The 21,222-nt window shown below is 50.7% G+C and carries 17 protein-coding genes; 10 read left to right on the plus strand and 7 right to left on the minus strand.

Annotation, left to right across the window (positions count from 1 at the left end):
• Window positions 1-54: 54 nt before the first annotated feature.
• Both ACTG33_RS04695 and ACTG33_RS04700 read left to right on the plus strand, forming a co-directional pair.
• Window positions 55-1,071, plus strand: a complete 1,017-nt coding sequence (locus ACTG33_RS04695) for an AraC family transcriptional regulator ligand-binding domain-containing protein (RefSeq protein ID WP_439134033.1) — start codon at window positions 55-57, stop codon at window positions 1,069-1,071.
• Between the two features lie 229 nt (window positions 1,072-1,300).
• Window positions 1,301-3,034: an amidohydrolase gene (locus ACTG33_RS04700; protein WP_439134034.1), complete on the plus strand. Its 1,734-nt coding sequence runs from the start codon at window positions 1,301-1,303 to the stop codon at window positions 3,032-3,034.
• 94 nt (window positions 3,035-3,128) lie between these two features.
• Here the strand turns inward: ACTG33_RS04700 and moaB are convergent, their stop codons facing one another.
• From moaB to ACTG33_RS04720, 4 genes are all read right to left on the minus strand, one after another.
• Window positions 3,129-3,638 carry a molybdenum cofactor biosynthesis protein B gene (moaB, locus tag ACTG33_RS04705; protein WP_439134035.1) on the minus strand — a complete coding sequence of 170 codons (510 nt, stop codon included), beginning with the start codon at window positions 3,636-3,638 and terminating at the stop codon, window positions 3,129-3,131.
• A gap of 28 nt (window positions 3,639-3,666) precedes the next feature.
• Entirely contained in the window at window positions 3,667-4,206 is a 540-nt protein-coding gene (gene mobB, locus ACTG33_RS04710) for a molybdopterin-guanine dinucleotide biosynthesis protein B (protein WP_439134036.1), read from the minus strand.
• 55 nt (window positions 4,207-4,261) lie between these two features.
• The gene (gene moaA / locus ACTG33_RS04715) at window positions 4,262-5,248 is read right to left on the minus strand and encodes a GTP 3',8-cyclase MoaA (protein WP_439134037.1); all 987 of its coding nucleotides are present in this window, start codon (window positions 5,246-5,248) and stop codon (window positions 4,262-4,264) included.
• 80 nt (window positions 5,249-5,328) lie between these two features.
• A complete protein-coding gene (locus ACTG33_RS04720; RefSeq protein ID WP_439134038.1) occupies window positions 5,329-8,187 on the minus strand; it encodes a molybdopterin-dependent oxidoreductase in 2,859 nt (952 codons plus the stop codon).
• 609 nt (window positions 8,188-8,796) lie between these two features.
• Between ACTG33_RS04720 and cobA the strand changes: the two genes are divergently transcribed.
• From cobA to ACTG33_RS04745, 5 genes are all read left to right on the plus strand, one after another.
• On the plus strand, window positions 8,797-9,678 hold the full coding sequence (cobA, locus tag ACTG33_RS04725; RefSeq protein ID WP_439134039.1) for a uroporphyrinogen-III C-methyltransferase: 882 nt from the start codon (window positions 8,797-8,799) through the stop codon (window positions 9,676-9,678).
• A 15-nt stretch (window positions 9,679-9,693) separates the two neighbouring features.
• Window positions 9,694-12,228, plus strand: coding sequence for a nitrite reductase large subunit NirB (gene nirB / locus ACTG33_RS04730; protein ID WP_439134040.1), 2,535 nt, complete (start codon window positions 9,694-9,696; stop codon window positions 12,226-12,228).
• 22 nt (window positions 12,229-12,250) lie between these two features.
• Window positions 12,251-12,580, plus strand: a complete 330-nt coding sequence (gene nirD, locus ACTG33_RS04735; RefSeq protein ID WP_439134041.1) for a nitrite reductase small subunit NirD — start codon at window positions 12,251-12,253, stop codon at window positions 12,578-12,580.
• A 406-nt stretch (window positions 12,581-12,986) separates the two neighbouring features.
• Entirely contained in the window at window positions 12,987-14,462 is a 1,476-nt protein-coding gene (locus tag ACTG33_RS04740; RefSeq protein WP_439134042.1) for a NarK family nitrate/nitrite MFS transporter, read from the plus strand.
• A gap of 145 nt (window positions 14,463-14,607) precedes the next feature.
• Window positions 14,608-16,377, plus strand: coding sequence for a protein kinase domain-containing protein (locus ACTG33_RS04745; RefSeq protein WP_439134043.1), 1,770 nt, complete (start codon window positions 14,608-14,610; stop codon window positions 16,375-16,377).
• A gap of 24 nt (window positions 16,378-16,401) precedes the next feature.
• Here the strand turns inward: ACTG33_RS04745 and ACTG33_RS04750 are convergent, their stop codons facing one another.
• Entirely contained in the window at window positions 16,402-17,151 is a 750-nt protein-coding gene (locus ACTG33_RS04750; protein ID WP_439134044.1) for a GGDEF domain-containing protein, read from the minus strand.
• A gap of 33 nt (window positions 17,152-17,184) precedes the next feature.
• Window positions 17,185-17,799, minus strand: a complete 615-nt coding sequence (gene mobA / locus ACTG33_RS04755; RefSeq protein WP_439134045.1) for a molybdenum cofactor guanylyltransferase MobA — start codon at window positions 17,797-17,799, stop codon at window positions 17,185-17,187.
• Window positions 17,800-18,038: 239 nt separating this feature from the next.
• On the opposite strand from mobA, the gene pdxH reads away from it, so the two are divergent.
• Window positions 18,039-18,698 (plus strand): pyridoxamine 5'-phosphate oxidase, encoded by a 660-nt coding sequence (gene pdxH / locus ACTG33_RS04760; protein ID WP_439134049.1) that lies wholly within the window; start codon window positions 18,039-18,041, stop codon window positions 18,696-18,698.
• 16 nt (window positions 18,699-18,714) lie between these two features.
• Here pdxH and ACTG33_RS04765 read toward each other — a convergent pair whose 3' ends face one another.
• Window positions 18,715-19,488: an SDR family NAD(P)-dependent oxidoreductase gene (locus ACTG33_RS04765; protein WP_439134046.1), complete on the minus strand. Its 774-nt coding sequence runs from the start codon at window positions 19,486-19,488 to the stop codon at window positions 18,715-18,717.
• Between the two features lie 235 nt (window positions 19,489-19,723).
• On the opposite strand from ACTG33_RS04765, the gene ACTG33_RS04770 reads away from it, so the two are divergent.
• Together ACTG33_RS04770 and ACTG33_RS04775 are read left to right on the plus strand one after the other, a co-directional pair.
• Window positions 19,724-20,713 (plus strand): NAD(P)H-quinone oxidoreductase, encoded by a 990-nt coding sequence (locus ACTG33_RS04770; protein WP_439134047.1) that lies wholly within the window; start codon window positions 19,724-19,726, stop codon window positions 20,711-20,713.
• Window positions 20,714-20,715: 2 nt separating this feature from the next.
• Window positions 20,716-21,222 (plus strand): CaiB/BaiF CoA transferase family protein (locus ACTG33_RS04775; RefSeq protein ID WP_439134048.1); only part of this gene is annotated, 507 nt, incomplete at its 3' end.

Here is a 21,222-nt window from a genome sequence, read left to right on the forward strand (position 1 = left end):
TTGACGGTAATCCATCGATTGACATTTTGTGCCACGAAATCAATACTCAGGGCTATGGAAAATTCCGTCGTCATCCCCACCAGTTTTATTGCTGTGCTGATCCGCTATTTGGATGAGCGAGGCCTTGCTGCGCCAGAGTTGCGGGAAACCCTGGCCGAGTTGGCGAGTAAGCCGCAAATCGCTAATCGACGATTTTCCGAATTGCTCGAAGAGACCCGTCAGATCTGTCCTGCCCCCGCATTTGGAGTGCAGTTGGGGCGTATGATTGAACCCCGGGATTTTGGCCTTGTAGGCTATTTACTGACGGCCTGCAGTACCTTGGGACAGGCTTTGACCCGCTACGGACGTTTCCAGACGCTGATTTTGACGGACCTGAGCACTCAGGTGGAAGTCAGTAGCGGCGTGATCAGCCATCAATGGAGCTTGCAGGATGCCGATACACCCATCGCCTGCGAATTCGGGGTGGCGCTGTTTATCTCCCTGTATCAGTCCCTGATTGGCAAAGCCATTCCTCCGGTGAGTGTCGGTTTACCTTTTTCTGAACCCGACGATAAAAGCCTTTATGAAGCCTTGTTGGGCTGTCCGGTAGAATTTAATACGTCTTGCCTGATGGTCGACATTCCGGCGAATTTGATGTGGATGACCATCTCCAGCAGTGATCCCTACCTGCGCAAGATTTTTGACCGGCAGGCTGAAGCGCTGTTGCAGACCAGAGAGCAGTCAACGGCTGCGAAACAGACGGAAGGGGAAGAGGATTTTTTAGAGCAGTTACAACAGCAGCTGTTGATGGCCATGAAAGATGGCGATACCCAGGCCAGCCACGTCGCGGGGCTCATGGGGTATTCGCTGCGTTCGTTTTATCGCAAATTAGCCGAGCAGGGGTACAGCTACCGTTCTATATTGTCAGGGTTACGCAGGCGACTGGCGAAGAAGTATTTGGCCGATCTGGCGCTGTCGTATTCCGATATCGCGATGTTGTTGGGTTATTCGGAGCAGAGCGCGTTTATTCGTGCGTTCAAAGACTGGATGGGCGTGACCCCAGGCGAGTACAGAAAGGGTTTGGAGAAATAGGGGCAGAAAAGCATCCGGTAGGTTGAAAAATAAACGGGTAGCGTGTGGCTCCAGGTGGTTTTACCTGCTGTGGGTTGCTGGTCAGCTCTTCAAGGCAAAACTGGTACTTTACTCAGACGGCCTGAAATATTGTGATGTAACCTCGTACAGTGCATTGCTTGCTGGCAGTTTGGACTCCTGTTTTCGAAGCAGTGCTAACTTGGTAACAGCGTAAGAAGGAAGCTGGTATATGAAGCGAAAACTTGCCCAATGGGCCATGGCTATATCACTGACACTGCCCGCCGGACTTGCTCTGGCTGCAGCGATTGAGCCTGCGGATCAGGTCTTCATCGGTGATCACATTATCACCATGGATCCCCTAAAAGAAAGCGCAGAAGCCGTCGCTATTCGTGATGACAAAATTGTTTTCGTCGGTGATCAGTCAAAAGCCAGAGCCATGATTGGTGATGAGACCCGAGTGGTTGAATTGGGTGATAAGGCGCTGGTTCCGGGGCTCATCGACGCTCACGGCCATGTTGCCATGGCGGCTCGTTTTATCGATTTCATCAACGTGTCTTCCCCTCCAGTCGGTAAGGTTGAATCCATTGATGACCTTGTTGCCTTACTGAAAGAGCATATTGCCAAAACCAAGCCTGCGAAGGGCGAATGGATTATGGCCTATGGCTACGATGATTCCTTATTGGCAGAAAATCGCCATCCTACCCGCGAAGATTTGGACAAGGTTTCAACTGATAACCCAATTTACATGCTGCACGTCTCTGGGCATTTGGGCACGTCCAACTCAGCGGCACTGGCAGCCGTGGGGGTTGATGAAAACACTCCTAACCCACCGGGTGGTCTATTCCGTCGTATGGATGACGGTAAGACTCCCAATGGGGTGGTGGAAGAGAAAGCCGCTTACGTTTTGCTGATGCCACAATTCATGGCGATGGCTAAAAATCCGGATGCCTTCAAAAAGCAACTGGCCAAGACTATTAAGTATTTTGCCAGTTTTGGTGTGACCACGATTCAGGATGGCGCTTCTCAGTTGCCGGATGTGGCCACTATGCGGGCCATGGGTGAGGAAGGCCTGCTGGATGCAGATGTGGTCGCTTTCCCGGCTTCTCTGCATGATCACCACGGTGGTGAGCCGCACGGTGATTCCGATCACATTAGTGAAATGTTTAAAGAGGGCTATCACGGTGGTGTTCGTGTGGGTGGTGTCAAGTTTGTGCTTGATGGTTCACCCCAGGGGCGCACAGCCTGGATGACCGAGCCTTATAATGCTAACCCTGACGGGGTAGAAGGGGATTACACGGCGTACCCAACGGTAGACCCGGATGACTTTAAAGCTGCGGCAAAAGAGAAACTTCACGCGGGTATTCCTATCCTGATGCACGCCAATGGCGATGCCGCGATTGATCTGGCTTTGGACGCGGTGGACGAAGCGTTTTCCGGCCAGGATATTCCGGATCACCGCGCGGTGATTATTCACTCACAAGTTATGCGCAAAGATCAGCTGGATCGAGCTAAGACACTGAAAGTGATTCCCTCTTTCTATGCGGCTCACCCGTTCTTTTGGGGTGACTGGCACCGGCTGAGTTTTGGTGACGAACGTGCGTTTGGTATCAGTCCTGCGGCGACCGCTCTGAAAAAAGGTGTGCCGTTTACCATTCACAATGATACGCCCATTGTTCCTCCGGATATGATGCGCCTGTTGTGGGTAGCTGTGAACCGTGAAACCCGCAAGGGTGTGATTCTGGGGCCGGATGAGCGGATCTCGCCGAAGGAAGCGCTGAAAGCCATGACGATGACTGCGGCCTATCAGTACTTTGAGGAAGACACCAAGGGGTCTTTGACCGAGGGTAAGCAAGCCGATTTGGTGATTCTCGGGGCAGACCCGCTGGCTGTAGATCCCAAAACCATTAAAGACTTCCCTGTGCTGGAGTCAATCTCCCACGGTAAAACCATCTTTCATCGTTAACCGACCGTAATCTCCAAGCATAAAAAAACCGAGCATGACGCTCGGTTTTTTATGTCTGCTGCCTGTAGTATGAGGTACAGGTATAGAAACAGGATTAATCTCTCCCGGTAATCAGCCCGACAAAGTTACAAGGTTTCTGGCGGCTGTCCAGCTGCGGTTTAATAATGTGATTCCATCCGGTTTTGCAGGCATTGTTAGAGCCCGGCAAACAGAAAATTACCGTACGATTGGCAAGTCCGCCTACGCAGCGTGACTGAATGGTTGAGCTGCCAATCTGATCAATGGATACCTGCCGGAACAGTTCGCCAAAGCCATCAATGGTTTTATCAAACAGTGGAATCATGGCTTCCGGAGTGCTGTCGCGACCGTGAAAGCCAGTGCCGCCGGTAATCAGAATGCCGTGGATGCTGTCATCAGCAATCCATTGCGAAGTCACGGCACGAATTTGATAAATATCGTCAATCACGATTTTGTGATCGAAATAGACATGGCCAGCGTCTTGAAGTGCGTCGCGTAAGAGGTGGCCTGAGGTGTCCGTTTCTTCGGTGCGGGTATCGGAAACCGTCAGCACGGCCAGGTTTAAAGGGGTCAGTTCTGAGCTCATAATGTAGTCCGTATACTCTATTCTTTATTTAACGTTCAGCATTTAATGTGAGCTGACAGTATTCGCTGATAAACAGCCCAATACTGTGGATGTTATCCAACGCTAGCAGGGGGCCTGAACAGCCGTAGTCTGCGGGTGAAATGTTTTCGTCGCTGGCGATGGCAACGATGGGGTGGGCTTCATCGCTCAAGCGCTCGGTGTTGTTGCTGGGGCGCACCACTTGAATTTTCGGTTGATCCCCCATTTTAAAGCCTTCCACCAGGACCAGATCCACAGGATCCAGTTTTTCCAGCAGATCGTCCAGTTCTTGTTCTTGTTGATTTCGCAATTCATTCATCAGGGCCCAGCGGTGGCTGGACGCGAGTAAAACTTGCTGCGCACCGGCTTCGCGGTGTTTGAAGCTGTCGGTGCCAGGGCGGTCTATGTCGAAATCGCAGTGCGCGTGTTTGATGGTGGACACTTTGACGCCTCGCTCACAAAACCAGCGCACCAGTTCGCTGACGAGTGTGGTTTTACCGCTGTTCTTCCAGCCGGTAATGCCGAAAACTTTGGGGGATAAGGTTTTCACGGATTCGTTTCGCAGAGTGAGTGACTTCAGGTGTGGAGAGTAACGGGTTGCGTGTTTAACCGCCAGTGGCGTTCATAAAGCGAATGATCTGGGGAGCATCGTCTTCATAAAAGTGATGTTTTTCCGGTTTGACGGTCATGGCGTCGACGATAACCTGTTTGAGTCTCTCTCTTTCGCCAGGGTAGCGTCGGATGACGGCCTTTAGATCTACGGCGTTTTCGTTGCCGAGGCACAGCAGTAGCTTGCCTTCTGCTGTGACTCGTACGCGGTTACAGGTGCTGCAAAAATTATCGCTGTGCGGTGAAATAAAACCGAGCTTGATCCTGGAGCCTGCGACGTTCCAGTAGCGTGAAGGTCCACCGGTTTCATAGTCACTTGGGGTCAAATTATGTTGTTTAGCGATTAGGTTCCGCAGTTCCGCACTGGAGCAAAATTCGGTCTGGCGGCCATGCTCGGTGACCTGACCCAGAGGCATTTCTTCAATAAAGCTGATGTCCAGATCGTGAGCCAGTGCATAGTTGACCAGCGGCAAGACCTGATCCAGGTTGCGGTTTTTCAGGATCACGGCGTTGAGTTTGACGCGCTCGATACCGGCGTCTTTTGCGGCTTGAATTCCTTCAAGCACGTCGTTCAGCTTACCAAAGCGAGTCAAATCGGTGAATTGTTCACTATTCAACGTGTCGAGACTGACATTGATGCGTTTGACGCCGGATTGTGCGAGTTCCGGTGCGTATTTCTTCAGTTGTGAACCGTTGGTGGTGAGGGTCAATTCGTTCAGACTATCGATCTGCCCGACCTGATCAAACAAAGTGGTGATGCCGCGGCGTACCAGTGGCTCACCGCCAGTGATTCGAATTTTGTTGACGCCTAACTCAGCAAACGCTTCACAAATCTCGATGCTTTCTTCCAGAGTCAAAACCTGAGCGCGGGGCAGAAACACCATGTCTTCCGCCATACAATAGACACAGCGATAGTCACAACGATCTGTCACAGACAGGCGCAAATAGGTGATGTCACGGCCAAAGGTGTCGGTTAATTTCATGGTTTTATTCAGTTTAACTCAGCGTATAACGGCCATATTGTGGCCTAACCTGTCGTCAGTCTCCAGTGAAAATTCAGAACTCAACGTCCGACTCGTACGATTAAGCCATCACCCGCGGCCTGTTTTAATGGCTGTTCGTCGTCTGGGGCAATCTCTGAGGCCGTAAGTTCTTCACCTAGAATTTGCTGACGTTCTTCACCGAGAATTTGCTGAAGCTCCGGCACACAGGTGCCGCAGCCAGAGCCGGCGCCGGTGCACTCACTGAGTTCTTTAACGGTGGTCAGGCCTTGCTCACGGATGGCGCTGCAGATGGTGGTTTTGCCCACCTGTTTACAGGCGCAAATGGTCTTGCCCTGCGCGAGCTTGCCTGAAGCTACACCTGTCAGAATCGAACGCTCAACAGTATCGTCAACCGGTTCGTCCAGTAATGACTGCACCCAGTCAAAATCCTGATTTTGCAGGCTTGGAGCCACAAGATAACAACCCAGTAATTGCTCTCCCTGAATCAGGGCAAAGCGATACTGCCCGCGGCTCGGGCTGCTGTAGTTAAGTTGACGAGAATTAAGTTGACGAGAGCTTAGTTGGCGAGAGCTAAGCTGGAGACTTTCCAGCTCGTTATCTTTCAGAGGCTCTGACTGAACACAATAAGGCTTCAGTTTGTTCTCCAGCTCCTTGGGAGAGTCATTGCTGGCCACTCGATACAAGTAGCCGCCATCCACTTTTTGGCGAACCCAGTAATCCAGATTTTGTGTGTCAATCACGGTTGAACTCAGCAGCAGAGCTTCGCTCTGGTAGTGCCAGGGTTTGATCGCCACCGGGGTGAACTTAAATTCAGGCTGTCCCGATACCGCATCGGTGTCAGGGCTGACCAGACTGCAAACACGTCCCGCGCTGGCCATGACACCAGTCCAGTGAATTGGCATAAACAACTGTCCGGGTGCCACTTTGGAGGAGATGTCCACGCGAATACGGGCATAACCCCATTCGTTTTTCAGCGAGGCAATTTTTCCGTTTTCCAAGCCGTACAGTTCGGCGTCTTTCTGATTCACAGAAATATAAGGCTCGGGCAGGTGAGCACCGAGGCGAGTGGACAGACCTGTTCGAGTCATGGTGTGCCACTGATCGCGAATCCGGCCGCTGTTCAGGCTCAGAGGGTATTTATTGCTGAGTTTGGATGCTGGAGCCTGATAGCGAACCGCGACAAACTGGGCTTTCCCGCTGGCAGTGAAAAAGCGGCCATCAGAGAACAGACGTTTATGTTTTATCTGTTCATCTTTTTTCTTTAAGGGCCACTGTTGAGGAGGCATTTGGGCGTATTCTCTTGCGGTTAAACCGGTCAGACCAGTCAGATCCAAATCACGGTTTACCTGCTTTTGAGGGTTTGAGTAATCCAGCTCCGTCATTCGCGCATACTCGTTGAAGACTTCGCCCTCATGAAGGTAATTAAAGGCATGCCCGTAACCCATGCGCTTGGCCACTTCGCTCATGATCCACCAATCCGGTTTGCCCTCACCCGGAGTCGGTAGCAAACGACGTTGACGGGAAATGCGTCGCTCGGAGTTGGTCACTGTGCCGGATTTTTCACTCCAACCCTGGGCGGGCAGAAGTACGTCGGCACAGCGGGTGGTATCCGTATCGGCGATGCAGTCGGAGACCACCACCATTGGGCAGTGCGTTAGAGCCCGTTTGATTTTATCGGCATCGGGCAGACTGACGACGGGGTTGGTGGCCATAATCCAGACGGCTTTGATTTTGCCGCGATCAATGGCATCAAACAGATCAATGGCTTTGTAGCCGGCTGTGACGGTCAGATTGTCTGTTTCCCAGAAATCACTGACCAGCTGATGATGAAGTGGACTGTCAAGTTCCATGTGCGCTGCCAATGTATTTGCCAGTCCGCCCACTTCACGACCGCCCATGGCATTGGGTTGGCCGGTGAGCGAAAACGGACCAGATCCCGGCTTGCCGATTCTGCCTGTGGCGAGGTGGCAGTTGAGGATACTGTTGACTTTGTCCGCTCCGCGTGACGATTGATTTACGCCTTGAGAATAAAGCGTTACAACCTTTTCTGTGTGGGCAAACCAGTCAAAAAACAGTTTCAGATCTTCCTGATCTACGCCCAGTGTTTTCGCCAGAGATTCTGAGTTGCAGCCGTCTTCCAGCGCGTGCAACAGGGCACGGTTGTAGCCTTCAGTGTGTTGCTGAACATAATGCTCATCGACTTTCTGACAGCTGGCCAGATGGCTGAGCAAGCCGTTGAACAATGCCACATCACTGCCCGGTTGCAGTGGTATGTGCAAATCGGCTACTTCACAAGTGTCGGTGACGCGGGGATCAATGGAAACCACTTTGACTTCAGGGCGCTGTTCTTTTACCGCTTTAATGCGTTGATACAGTACCGGATGACACCACGCCAGATTAGAGCCGGTAATGACAATTAAGTCAGCCAGCTCAAGATCTTCATAGCAGCCAGGAACCGTATCGGTGCCAAAGGCACGTTTGTGTCCGGCAACACTGGAAGACATGCACAGGCGAGAATTGGTGTCGATGTTTCCGGAGCCTATAAAGCCTTTCATCAACTTGTTGGCAACGTAATAGTCTTCAGTCAACAGTTGCCCGGACACATAGAAAGCCACTGAGTCGGGGCCGTGTTCTTCAATGGTTTTTTGAAAACTTTTGGCGACATGATCCAGCGCTGTATTCCAGTCTGTGCGCATACCACTAATAGTCGGGTGTAATAAGCGTCCATCGGGAATCACCGTTTCACCCAGTGCCATGCCTTTAGAACAGAGGCGACCATAGTTAGCAGGGTGATCTTTATCCCCCCGAATTTCCAACTGACCATTGGGTTTGGGGCGTGCTTCAATTCCGCAGCCTACTCCGCAGTAGGCGCAAGTGCTTTTAGTCCATGGTGCAATGTTCGAAATAGCTGAGGTCACAATTAAGCTCCGGGCAATTCAGCAAACAAAAATGTTTTTTCTTCAGGCGCTTCTGTGTCTTTTAAATCAGGAGATAAAAGTAAGTCTGCTGATATAAAGGGAAACGCATTCATTGAGTAGGTTACGTGTAGGTGGCAGCAATAATCAGGCCAGTCGGGGTGAAGTTATGTTTTGTTTTCAAAACGCAGATTGATGCGGCTAGTTCTGAGGCTTTGTACTGAAATCTTCCGCGGTTCAGTGAAGAGAAGTGGGTACTGGTGGCGATTCCGCAGCTCAAAAATTGAGCGGTGGCGCAAATAGGCCTTACTTTGTGCACCAAAATAGATCTTTAATTTTTGTGCTCGTTTAATATTATTGATTAGACAATTTGTGTGTTTGGCTCAAAACAGGGTCATAAATGGTGCGGATAGGCTTCATCGTGGTGCGCAAACTTGGTTTTTTGGGGGGCGTTGTGATGTGTGCCGCGACAGTAAAGGGCTAATGAAATATGTGACAAAATTTATAACCCATTGATAAATATGAATAAATTATTTTTTCAGTGTTTTTTTTTAAGGCTGGCATTGTCCTTGCTCTACTAAACACAAGATTTATTGGTGCAGGGTTATGAACATGTCAGCTACGGACGTTCTTAAGAGTGAATACGTTAAAGCTTCTCCGACAGGGATCGTAAAGATCAAAGTCGCTAAGCCTGTTGCTGGCGCAGTTCAGGGAAAAGTCTGGCTTGTGGGAGCCGGCCCTGGAGATCCAGATTTGCTGACCGTTAAAGCGGTAAGAGTGATTGAACAGGCTGATTTGATTCTGTTCGACAACCTGGTGAGTCAGGAGATTCGCAACCTGTTTCCAGCCTCTACACCTGCGTTTTATGTGGGAAAAATTAAAGACGCACATTCCATTCCTCAGGATGAGTTGAATGAATTGTTGGTCGAGAAAGCCCAGCAAGGCCTGAATATTTGCCGTATCAAAGGTGGCGACCCGTTTGTGTTCGGACGTGGCGGCGAAGAAATGATGCGATTAAAAGAGTCGGGCATACAAGTTGATCTGGTGCCGGGTGTTACTGCAGCAGCAGGTTGCACCAGTTATGCAGGTATTCCCCTGACTCATCGTGGCGTATCGCAAGGTTGCACTTTAGTGACTGCCCACGCAGAAAAAGAATTAGGTATTAACTGGGCATCACTGGCTCAGATGGATCATACCCTGGTGTTTTATATGGGGCTGAGTAAAGCAGGCATGATCAGTGAGCGTTTGATGGCTGAAGGCTTAAATGCCGAAACGCCAGCAGCGTTGATCGAGAATGGCTGTTGTCCACAGCAGCGAGTGGTTCGTGGGCAGTTGCACGAGTTGGCCGACATGGTCGAGCGTGAATCGGTTCAATCACCGGCGTTAATCGTCGTGGGTCAGGTGGTTAACCTGGCCGAAAAACTAGATTGGTTTACAAGTCTCTCGTCAGAAGAGATTACTTCCAGCAAACAACTTCAAAAATTGTCAGCCTGATATTGAGGAAACGTCATGAGTAAGCAACGTGTATTGGTCGTCGGAAACGGCATGGTTGGCCACAAGTTTATTGATAACTTGTTGCAAGATTCCCAAGCCGAGAATTTCGAAATCATTACTTTCTCTGAGGAGCCGCGGCTGGCCTACGACCGTGTGCAATTGAGCAGTTACTTCAGCGGTGCTACTGCTGCAGATCTTGCACTTACAGATGAAGGTTACTACAACGAAAACGGTGTTAACTTTGTCCTGAATGACAAAGTTGTTGAGCTGAATACCCAGGAAAACTACGTGGTAACAGCCGGCGGCCGTAAAGAATCTTACGATAAACTGGTGTTGGCAACGGGTTCTTTCCCGTTTGTTCCGCCAATCCCGGGTAACGATCAGGAGCATTGTCTGGTCTACCGTACTATTGAAGATCTGGAAGCGATCACGACTTCTGCCTCACAAAGTAAAGTGGGTGTGGTTGTGGGTGGTGGTCTGCTGGGCCTGGAAGCGGCAAATGCCCTGAAGGCTGCGGGTCTGGAAACTCACGTCGTGGAGTTCGCCCCACGTCTGATGGCGGTTCAGTTGGATGAGGGCGGCGGTAGCTTGCTGCGCCGCAAAATTGAAGATTTGGATGTAACCGTTCACACCGAAAAAGCCACTTCAGAAATTGTTGCCGGTGAGACCTGTCGCTACCGCATGAACTTTGCGGATGGTAGCTTTCTCGAAACCGATATGATTTTGTTCTCTGCGGGTATTCGTCCGCAAGATGAGCTGGCGCGTCAGTTTGATCTGGAGATCGGTGAGCGCGGCGGGATTGTGGTCAACGACAACTGCCAGACCAACGTAGAGAATGTGTACGCGATTGGTGAGTGTGCACTTTGGAGCGGCCGTATTTATGGTCTGGTGGCTCCGGGTTACACCATGGCGAAAGTTGCGGTTTCTCATATCACCGGTGGTAGCGAAACTTTCCAGGGTGCCGATATGAGCACCAAGTTGAAATTGCTGGGTGTGGATGTTGCCAGTATCGGTGACGCACATGGCAATACTCCGGGTGCGCAGTCTTACACTTACAACGATGAAATTGAGCAAGTCTACAAGCGTCTGATTGTATCCGAAGATGGCAAAAAAGTTCTGGGTGCCGTATTGGTCGGGGATGTAGATGCCTACGGTAACCTGCTGCAATTGATGCTGAACGATATGGATCTGCCAGAGAATCCAGCGGGTTTAATTTTGCCAGCCAGTGATGGTGAGGCAGCCGTTGGATTGGGCGTTGATGCACTGCCAGACACGGCGCAAATCTGTTCCTGTTTTGATGTCACCAAGGGCCAAATTAAAGAAGCGGTTGCCGGTGGCTGTGTGGACATGGGCGGTATTAAAGGCGCTACCAAAGCTTCCACTGGTTGTGGTGGTTGTGCGGCACTGACCAAACAGGTTCTGGATGCTGAGCTGGCGAATCTGGGTTATGAAGTTAAGAATGACATCTGCGAGCACTTTGCGTATTCCCGTAAAGAGCTGGCTGATATTGTCCGCGTGAAGCAAATCAAAACGTTTGATGAATTGTTGGAAAGCCATGGTCACGGACTGGGCTGTGAAATCTGTAAGCCAACCGTCGGCTCCATCCTGGCTTCATTCTGGAATGATTATGTTCTCAAAGATGAACATATCGGCCTGCAGGATACCAATGACATCTTCCTTGGCAATATGCAGAAAGATGGCACTTACTCGGTTGTTCCGCGAGTGGCGGGTGGTGAAATCACCCCAGAGAAACTCATCGTGCTGGGTGAAGTTGCTAAAGAGTTCGATTTATACACCAAAGTGACCGGTGGTCAGCGTATTGACCTCTTCGGTGCTCAGTTGCACGAGTTGCCATTGATCTGGAAGAAGCTGGTTGATGCTGGTTTTGAAACTGGCCACGCTTACGGCAAGTCGGTACGTACTGTGAAATCCTGCGTAGGTAGTACCTGGTGTCGATATGGTGTGAACGACAGTGTCGGTTTCGCGATCAATCTTGAGGATCGTTACAAAGGCTTGCGCTCACCTCATAAACTGAAATTCGCCGTGTCTGGTTGTACTCGTGAGTGTGCAGAAGCGCAGTGTAAAGATGTGGGTGTGATTGCTACCGAGAATGGCTGGAACCTGTATGTGTGTGGCAATGGCGGCATGCGCCCTCGTCACGCAGACCTGTTCGCCACGGATCTGGATGACGATACGCTGATCAAGTATGTGGACCGTTTCCTGATGTTCTACATCCGTACCGCCGATCGTTTACAGCGTACTTCGGTATGGTTGGAAAACCTGGAAGGTGGTCTGGATTACCTGAAAGACGTCGTTATCAATGACAAACTAGGATTGGGTGCTGAACTGGAATCTGAAATGGCTGCCAATATTGGCAACTATCAGTGTGAGTGGAAAACCACCATTGAAAATCCAGAGAAACTGAAGCGCTTCAAGCACTACATTAACTCAGATGAAACAGATAACAGTCTGGCGTATGTTGCTGAGCGTGGTCAGCGTCGTCCAGCGACTCCTGATGAGCGCATTCAATCTGTTGAGTTGGTCGACTAAGTCGGGAATAGGAGAAATTACAATGAGTCAGTGGAAAACTATTTGTAGCGAAAACGATCTAACTCCGAATGCCGGCGTATGTGCTCTGGTAGACGGTGAACAGGTCGCAGTATTTTACTGCGGCAAGACCAAAGCCGTTTACGCGGTATCTAATTACGATCCGATTGGTAATGCTTATGTCTTGAGCCGCGGCATTATTGGGTCGCTGGGTGATGTGCCAGTTGTGGCGTCGCCTTTGTACAAACAACATTTCAATCTCCAGACAGGTGAGTGTCTGGAGGAGCCCGAGCACACACTGAAGACTTACCCAATTCGTATTGAGGCGGGTGAGGTTCAGTTGCAGGCCGCTTGACCTTCCTCAAGCAATTTAAGTTGTTCTCTGCACTGGGGGCGCATTTGCGCCCCATTTTTTTGCCTGTCTTTTGAGCGTCGCTTTTTGAGTGCTGCCTTTAGAGTGTTGCAGCGTGAGGATTGAAAGTCTGATTGATATCAGCTTGTGGTTGCCACTCCAGAGTGGTTACTTATGGTGCAAAAACACCCAGTTTTGTTCAATAAAACTACCGACCGTTTTCGTTTTCTTTTGTGTTCTGGTTTTTGGTGGTGCATTGCTGTGCATATGTGCATGCTTGTGGGGCTTAAGTTGGTTCGTATGTTTCGGTATTTTTTGTAACCTATTGATTTGTAATGGTTATTTTTATTTGGCATGGTGCGTGCTTTGAAAGGGAAAGTATTAATTCTTCCTTAGGGGATATACCGCTATGAGTTCCGCTGACAAATTTAATCTCTTCTCGTTTACGGGAAAGATGAAGATTCTCCATCTGAGTTGGATGGCTTTCTTTATTACCTTTATGGTGTGGTACAACTTCGCACCTTTACTTCAGGCATTGAAAGAATCCCTGGGGTTAACGACAGAAGAAATTAAAACTCTGTTGATCCTGAACGTGGCGTTTACCATTCCGGCACGTGTTGTGATTGGAATGTTGACGGATAAATACGGTCCCAGGGCCGTTTACTCCGGTCTGCTGGCAATTTGTTCAATCCCCTGTTTCATGTTTGCTTTGGCTGATACGTTTACTCAGGCTGCGATTGCGCGTTTTGCTTTGGGCTGTATCGGTGCAGGCTTTGTTGTAGGGATTCGTCTGGTCTCTGAGTGGTTCCCGCACAATGAGCTGGGGACTGCGGAAGGCATCTACGGCGGTTGGGGTAACTTTGGTTCTGCTGCAGCGGCCTTTACCTTGCCTACGGTTGCGGTCATGTTTGGCGGTGAAGATGGCTGGCGTTATGCCATGGGCATTACCGGCCTGATGAGTTTGTTGTTTTCATTCGTTTTCTACGCCAATGTAACGGACACTCCTAAGGGTTCTACATACTTCCGCCCGAAGAATCTTGGCGCCATGGAAGTGACTTCAAAGGGTGACTTCTTCTTCTTGCTGGTTATGAAGGTGCCTATGTACGCAGCGTTGGCGCTGTTGGCATGGAAACTTTCGCCATCAGGTGTCAGCATGCTGACTGCCAATACGGTCACGGCTATCTACGTGGGCTTGGTTGCTCTCTATCTGTACGATGTTTCTCATGTTTGGAAGGTTAACAAAAATATTTTTAAAGAACCTGTTCCAGAAATTCATCAGTATAAATTCAAGCAGGTTGCGGTACTGAATGTGCTTTACTTCGCTACCTTTGGCTCTGAATTGGCAGTCATTTCCATGCTGCCGTTGTTCTTCTCTGAAACCTTTGAATTGACTCCGGTGGTTGCGGGTATGGTCGCATCTGCCTATGCCTTTATGAACCTAATGTCTCGTCCTGGCGGCGGTTGGTTGTCGGATAAATTTGGTCGTAAACCCACGCTGCTGATCTTAACGGCTGGTCTGGCCGTGGGTTACTTTGTGATGGGTCATATCGATGGTGCCTGGCCTGTTTGGCTGGCTGTAGTCGCTGCAATGGCATGCTCTTTCTTTGTACAGTCGGGAGAAGGTGCTGTGTTTGCTGCGGTGCCTCTGATCAAGCGTCGTATGACGGGTCAGATCGCAGGTATGACGGGCGCTTACGGTAATGTGGGGGCGGTGGTTTACCTGACGGTATTGTCCATGGTCGATTACAGTACGTTCTTCCTGGTGATTTCTGCGACTGCGGTACTGGGCTTTGTGACCCTGCTGTTGATGGAAGAGCCTTCAGGCAAGATTGCCGAGGTCAACGAAGATGGCAGTGTTGAATTGATTGATGTGGCGAAGGCCTAAATCAGTTTGCTTTATGTCTGATGACTTAGACAGTTAAACCGAAACGGCCATCTACGATGGCCGTTTTTTATGGCAGTATAGATTTTCAGGCGATTCAGCGGCTAACCAATCGTCCAATAGCGCTCAGTAGGGAAAGGCTACCATAATGATCGAAGCTACAACCGCAAACACAGGTTCGGACAGTAACACTGCAGCCGTACTGAGTGTCAAAGTAGGGGGCTATACCACCGCTGGAACGAAACAGCGCAACGAGGATGCCTTTGCAGCCAAACTGCCAACCAGTCCAGGCGTGGTGAATTACAAGGGCATTGTTGCCTGTGTCGCCGATGGCGTGAGTTGCAGTGAAAATGCTCAGCAGGCCAGTATCACCAGCGTGACGCAATTTATCGAAGATTATTACAGTACGCCGGACAGCTGGAGCGTTAAAAAGTCAGCTGCCAGAGTGTTAACCTCTTTGAATTCCTGGTTGTTTCATCACGGTCAACAAAGCGACCTTCGACATAATGGTTTGGTAACCACGTTTTCTGGCGTGGTACTGAAATCCAATACTGCGCATTTGTTGCATGCTGGGGACAGTCGTGTTTTTCGCTTTCGCGAAGGTCGTCTGAAGCAATTGACCCGTGATCACAGTCACAGTCAATACGGTCGAAAAAGCTTCTTGACCCGCGCGTTGGGTATGGACAGCCATTTGGAAGTGGATTATCGACAAGTCTCTCTGCAAGTGGGTGATCTGTTAGTGTTTACCACTGACGGTGTGCATGAATATCTGTCTCTTGCGGATTCGATAAAGCTGCTCAGTGATGCCGGAGATGATCTGGAAACTGCTGCCAAAGCGTCGGTTGAGAAAGCATTAGCCAATGGCAGCGATGACAATCTCAGCTGCCTGTTGGTTCGTGTCACAGAGTTGCCCCAGGCTGATGTGGATGAGGTCTATCGTCAGCTGACGGAGTTGGTGATTCCCCCAGTGATGGATGTGGGGAATAAAATTGATCACTTTGAAGTGTTACAAGTGATGCACAGTGGTACGCGCAGTCACTTGTACTTGGTAAAGGATAACAATACTGGCAGGAAGCTGGTTCTTAAGGCGCCTTCAGAGAACTTTTCAGAAGATGCACAATATTTAGAAGGTTTTATTCGGGAGCAGTGGGTAGGACGGCGGTTAAACAGCCCCTGGGTGATGAAAATTTATGAGCGCCCCCACGATTCCCCTTTTCTCTATCACTTGTGTGAATATGTTGAGGGGCAAACCTTACGCCAGTGGATTCACGACAACCCAAATCCGGATTTTGATGAAGTGCGCTCCATTACGGAGTCGATTATCCGTGGTATCAGGGTGTTTCAGCGTATGAGTATGGTTCATCGGGATCTTAAACCGGAGAACATCATCCTGAATGCACAGAAAAAAGCCGTGATTATCGATTTTGGCACTGTGCGTGTTGATGGCCTCGACGAAATCGGCTCACCGATTGATGATGAAACGCCCGTAGGATCCGTGGATTACATCGCGCCTGAATATCTCAGGGGTGAAAAGGGTCTGCATCAGTCAGACATCTTTTCATTGGGAGTGATGGTCTATGAGATGCTCACAGGCAAGTTGCCTTATAAAACATCCGCAGCACAGCAGCGAAACCCGCAGCGTTATCAGGACTGGCGTTACTTTTCGGCGCGTGATTATCGTAAGGAAATCCCACTGTGGCTCGACCTCGCTCTGGAGAAAGCCTGCGCAGAATCGCCCGCACAGCGTTATGCTGTGTTGTCGGAATTCTTAGCGGATATTTCAACGCCAAACAGCCAGCTGGTGGGAGACCGCCAGAATTCGCCTTTGTTAAAGCAAAATCCATTATTGTTCTGGCAGTGGGTGTCGGCAGTATTGTTTGCAGTGGTATTGATCGAGGCGTGGTTCTTGAGTCATTAATTCTGAGGAATGTTTAGACCAGGTTTATTCCTCAGATTTTCCAAAGCTACTGAATAGCGCGTCTTTTTCTTCGCTGCTGACCGTCGTAGCGGATTTGAGTCTTTGATTGTCACTGCAAACCTGATTGCGGCCATTGTTTTTGGCCTGATACAGCCAGGCATCCGCGCGTTTGATCAGTGTTTCTTGTGAACAAGGGGACGCCAGAGTGTAGGAGTCGACGCCGGCACTGGCTGTCAGTGGAATCGTATTCTCTTCCGTTAACAGCGGTGTGGATTCAATCAGGACTCTGAGTCGTTCGGCAACCTGAATGCCAGTTTCCAGATCGGTAGACGGTAAGATGATCAGGAATTCTTCTCCGCCGTATCGGCAGGGTATGTCGAGTTTTCGGGTTGCGCTGTTGATCAAGTCTGCGGTGTGACGCAGCACTTGATTACCTATGTCATGTCCCCAGCGATCGTTGACCTGCTTAAAATAATCCAGATCCAGCAGAATCAACGTGGTTTCCTGACCGGTTCTCTGGGTGCGTTCAAATTCCTGATCCAGCGCCTGATGAATGTAGCGAAAATTAAACAGCCCGGTAAGGGCATCCGCAATCACTTGCTCATCAAGCTTTCTGATATCGGCTTTAAGGCTTTCAATGCAGGCGCACAATTCATTAATTGCTGGCACAGGCTGCTTACAGGCCGGACAGTGATTGTCTTGGCACCATTTCTCCTGTGTCAGATCAGAGTGTGAATCTGACCGAATGTTCTTATTGCCCGGTGTTTGTGGCACTGGCGCTCCTTTCTACCTGCTGTAGCCTGACTTTCATTCTAGGGAGTTCTTTGCCCGAGTCAATCGGGCGAGATCCTCTGGAGTATTGATGTTATTAAATGGGTTTCTGATGCTGTCGTCAAAATTCACATAACAATGGGGTTGTTGTTCAATAAACCCCATTAGCCGCCGTTTGTTATCTTGCGTAATAAAGTCTACGAGGACGCCAGTTAGACTGGTATGCCAGAGGGCAAAGGTTGGGTGAGCCTTGGTTCCGCTACGGGCTGCGATGATACGGTCTTCAGACGTTCTGGCTTGCCATAAACGGCTGGCCAGATCTTCCGGGAAGAAGGGCGTGTCCACCGCAACGGTGATCAGCCACTCGTTGGTTGAATGTTTCTTCACCCAGTCGAGCCCTGTGAGTATACCTCCCAGTGGTCCAACGTCTATTTGGCTATCGGCAAGCTGAGGGATATCTGAAGCCTCTGGACAGGTCGGGAGTTCGGCGTTGGTACTGATTAAAAGGTGATCGGTTTGGGGGTAAAGACGCCTGATCGCATGGTTGATTAGCGTATCGCCATCCAGTGTCAGCAACGCCTTGTTTCGGCCCATACGTCGCGATTGGCCGCCGGCGAGTATCAGTCCGGTTATGGGAGGGAGGTTGCTCAAGTTATTCGCCTGTGCGGGGTTTGGTTTATGAATCCTGAGCGGTCATTTAAACACGCCTGCTTTTACGGGGGAATCCCGCTACAATTCCTGCATTTGATCAATTCCTACACCGTAATAATTACCGGACACGATCCATCTTCCCGACGATGTATTAATTGTGTACGAGGAAATGTTGGAGACGATTTTGGGAAACAGCTTTGAGAGATAACTTTGAGATATAACTTTGAGAGACAAACATGATAGATATTGATCAGGTACGCCGCGATTACCTGCAAGGTGGTTTAAAGCGCGAAGACCTTGCCAGTGATCCGATTGAGCAATTTGAGCTTTGGCTCAAGCAGGCCATTGAGGCAGGAATGCAGGACCCCACCGCCATGACCGTGGCAACGGTGGACGCGGAAGGACAGCCCAGTCAGCGGATTGTGCTGTTAAAGCAGGTCGATCCTCAAGGCTTTGTGTTTTACACAAACTACGAGAGCCACAAGGCGCAGGATATCACCGTCAATCCTCTGGTAAGTTTGCATTTTCCCTGGCACGCATTGGAGCGGCAGGTAAAGGTGTGTGGTAGGGCTGAAAAAGTCAGTGCTGCGGATTCCCTGAAGTACTTTTCTTCCCGGCCGGAAGAAAGCCAGTTGGCCGCCTGGGCATCAGCGCAGAGCCGCCCGGTATCGTCCCGCCAATTGCTGATGCAGCAATTTAATGCCATGAAAGAGAAGTTTAAGCAGGGCAAGATCCCCCTGCCGGATTTCTGGGGTGGTTATCGGGTCGTGCCCAGTTCGATTGAATTTTGGCAGGGCGGCGCTCACCGCCTTCACGACCGGTTTCAGTACTCTCGACTTAAAGCAGATGATCGCTCTGAAACCGGTGGTGACTGGACGATTGAGCGGCTGGCGCCTTAAGGTCTGTTAACAGACCCTAATGAGCCGAGGCGCAGTGGCCGCCATCCAATACAACGGTATGGCCTGTGACCCAGGCTGAGGCGCGGGCGCTCAGGTAGATGGCTGTGCCTGCGGCATCTTCCGGTGAACCAATGCGGCCTCTGGGAATGTTCTTGCCGGCTTCCTCTTCGTGTCCTTCCAGAGCGAACGCGGTCATCTTGCTGGGGAACAGGCCCGGAGCGATGCCATTGACGTTGATGCAGTCGTTCACGAGGTCTGCAGCCAGATGTTTGGTCAGGTGCATGACCGCGGCTTTACTGGCTGAGTAGGAATAATTGGTCATATTGGGGTTAAACAAACCATTAATCGAGCCAATGTTGATCACTCGGGCGGGATCTTCCTGATCGCCGGCGGCGCGCATGGCTGGCAGCAGTTGTTGGGTCAGGAAGAACAGCGATTTGACGTTCAGATCCATAACCTTGTCCCAACCGGCTTCGGGGAATTCATCAATGGGAGCGCCCCAGGTGGCTCCGGCGTTGTTCACCAGAATGTCCACTTTGCTTTCTCTGGCTTTGATGTCGCTGGCAAATGCTGCGACACCTTCGACGGAAGATAAATCTGATGTCACGGCAATGCATTCACCATACTGACTTAGTTCGTTAGCTGTAGCATCCAGCTCTTCCTGCTTGCGGGCGGTAATGTAGGTTTTGACGCCGTTTTCAACGAAGCCGCGGGCAATCATGGCGCCTATCCCCCGGGAGCCTCCGGTGACAACTGCGACTTTGCCTTGCAGATCGAATAAGTTTTTCATGCTGCTTTCCTTTCCAAATTGTCGTGAAATATCGTTGTTATTGAACGCCGTCGCCGTGCATCGGGTTCGTTTTATCGGCGGCCCAGCTGCTAGAATGTGGTTTTCACTCGGCGCTGTCTGGCTGCCAAATGTGATTTGAGATTAGTGCCGCTGTTGACCGATGTCCAAGTCATCCCATGTCCGGTTGATCGGCGGACAACCGTTTTATACGTGTTTCACGAGAGAGGAGAGCGCCATGCGTTATATCGCCATGAAAGAACCCGGTGATGCCAGGGTTTTATCGGTGGATACCACCGAGACCCCACAACTACAGGCCGGTGAGGTGTTGATTGATGTGGCCTACGCAGGTGTCAACCGACCGGATGTTTTTCAGCGTATGGGGGCTTACCCGCCGCCGCTGGGGGCGTCACCGATTCTGGGATTGGAGGTGTCAGGCACAGTGACTCAGGTGGGCAGTGGTGTGACGCAATTTTCAGTGGGCGATACGGTGTGTGCCCTGACCAACGGTGGAGCCTATGCCGAACAAGTGGCCGTGGACGCCAGTCAGTGCCTGCACGTACCCAAAGGTTTATCGTTGGCAGAGGCTGCGGCGCTACCGGAAACCTGTTTTACCGTATGGAGTAATGTTTTTGACCGGGGTGGATTAAAGCCGGGCGAGACTTTGTTGGTTCATGGTGGTGCCAGCGGCATCGGTACTACCGCGATCCAGATGGCCAAAGCGCTGGGGTCGAGGGTGATTGCAACGGCGAGCTCAGCGGATAAGTGCCAAATGTGTCTGGATCTGGGGGCTGATCTTGCCATCAATTATCGCGAGGAGGATTACGTCGAGGTGATCAAGTCGTTTACCGATAAGCGTGGCGTCGATGTGACTTTGGATATGGTGGGCGGTGATTACATCGATCGCAACATTCAGGTGGCGGCGATGGACGGCCGGATTGTGAGTATTGCCTTTTTGCGTGGACCTAAGGCTGAAGTAAATTTCATGCCGGTGATGCTCAAGCGCCTGACGCTTACAGGTTCTACCCTGCGTCCGCAGCCGCCGGAAGTGAAAGCGCAGATCGCCACTCAACTGGAAGCCATCGTCTGGCCATTGATAGTAACCGGGAAAATCAAACCTCAACTGGCAAAAATCTTTTCCTTGTATGACGCCCCGGAAGCCCACCAAATGATGGAAGATAACAAGATCATCGGCAAAATCGTATTGGATATGCAGGCGGAATCATAAGCATGACAGATCAGAAAATATCGGATCAATCCGTGAATGGCCCGTTGGCAGGCGTGCGAGTCATTGAAGTGGGGCAGCTGTTGGCAGGCCCTTTTGCTGGTGCCATGCTGGCTTACTTTGGCGCAGAAGTGATCAAAATCGAACCTCCCAAAGGCGGTGATCCGATTCGTGGTTGGCGAGTCCTGGAAAATGGAACCTCCCTCTGGTGGCGCAGTCTGGGGCGCAACAAAAAATCCGTGACTCTGGATCTGAAACAGGAGCAGGGGCGAGCGCTGGCGCGAAAGTTGATGGACAGCGCCGATGTGGTGATTGAAAACTTTCGTCCGGGCGTTATGGAAAAGTGGGGGCTGGGGCCGGAAGAGCTGAAGTCCACCAATCCTGATCTGGTGTTTGCCAGGATTTCTGGCTACGGGCAGGATGGACCCTATGCTTCGCGCCCCGGGTTTGCCTCGGTCTGCGAAGGCATCAGCGGCTTTCGCTACGTCAATGGTTTCCCGGGGCAGGCGCCA

Origin of the sequence: Pseudomaricurvus sp. (assembly GCF_965662505.1) — a bacterium.
GTDB lineage: Bacteria > Pseudomonadota > Gammaproteobacteria > Pseudomonadales > Cellvibrionaceae > Pseudomaricurvus.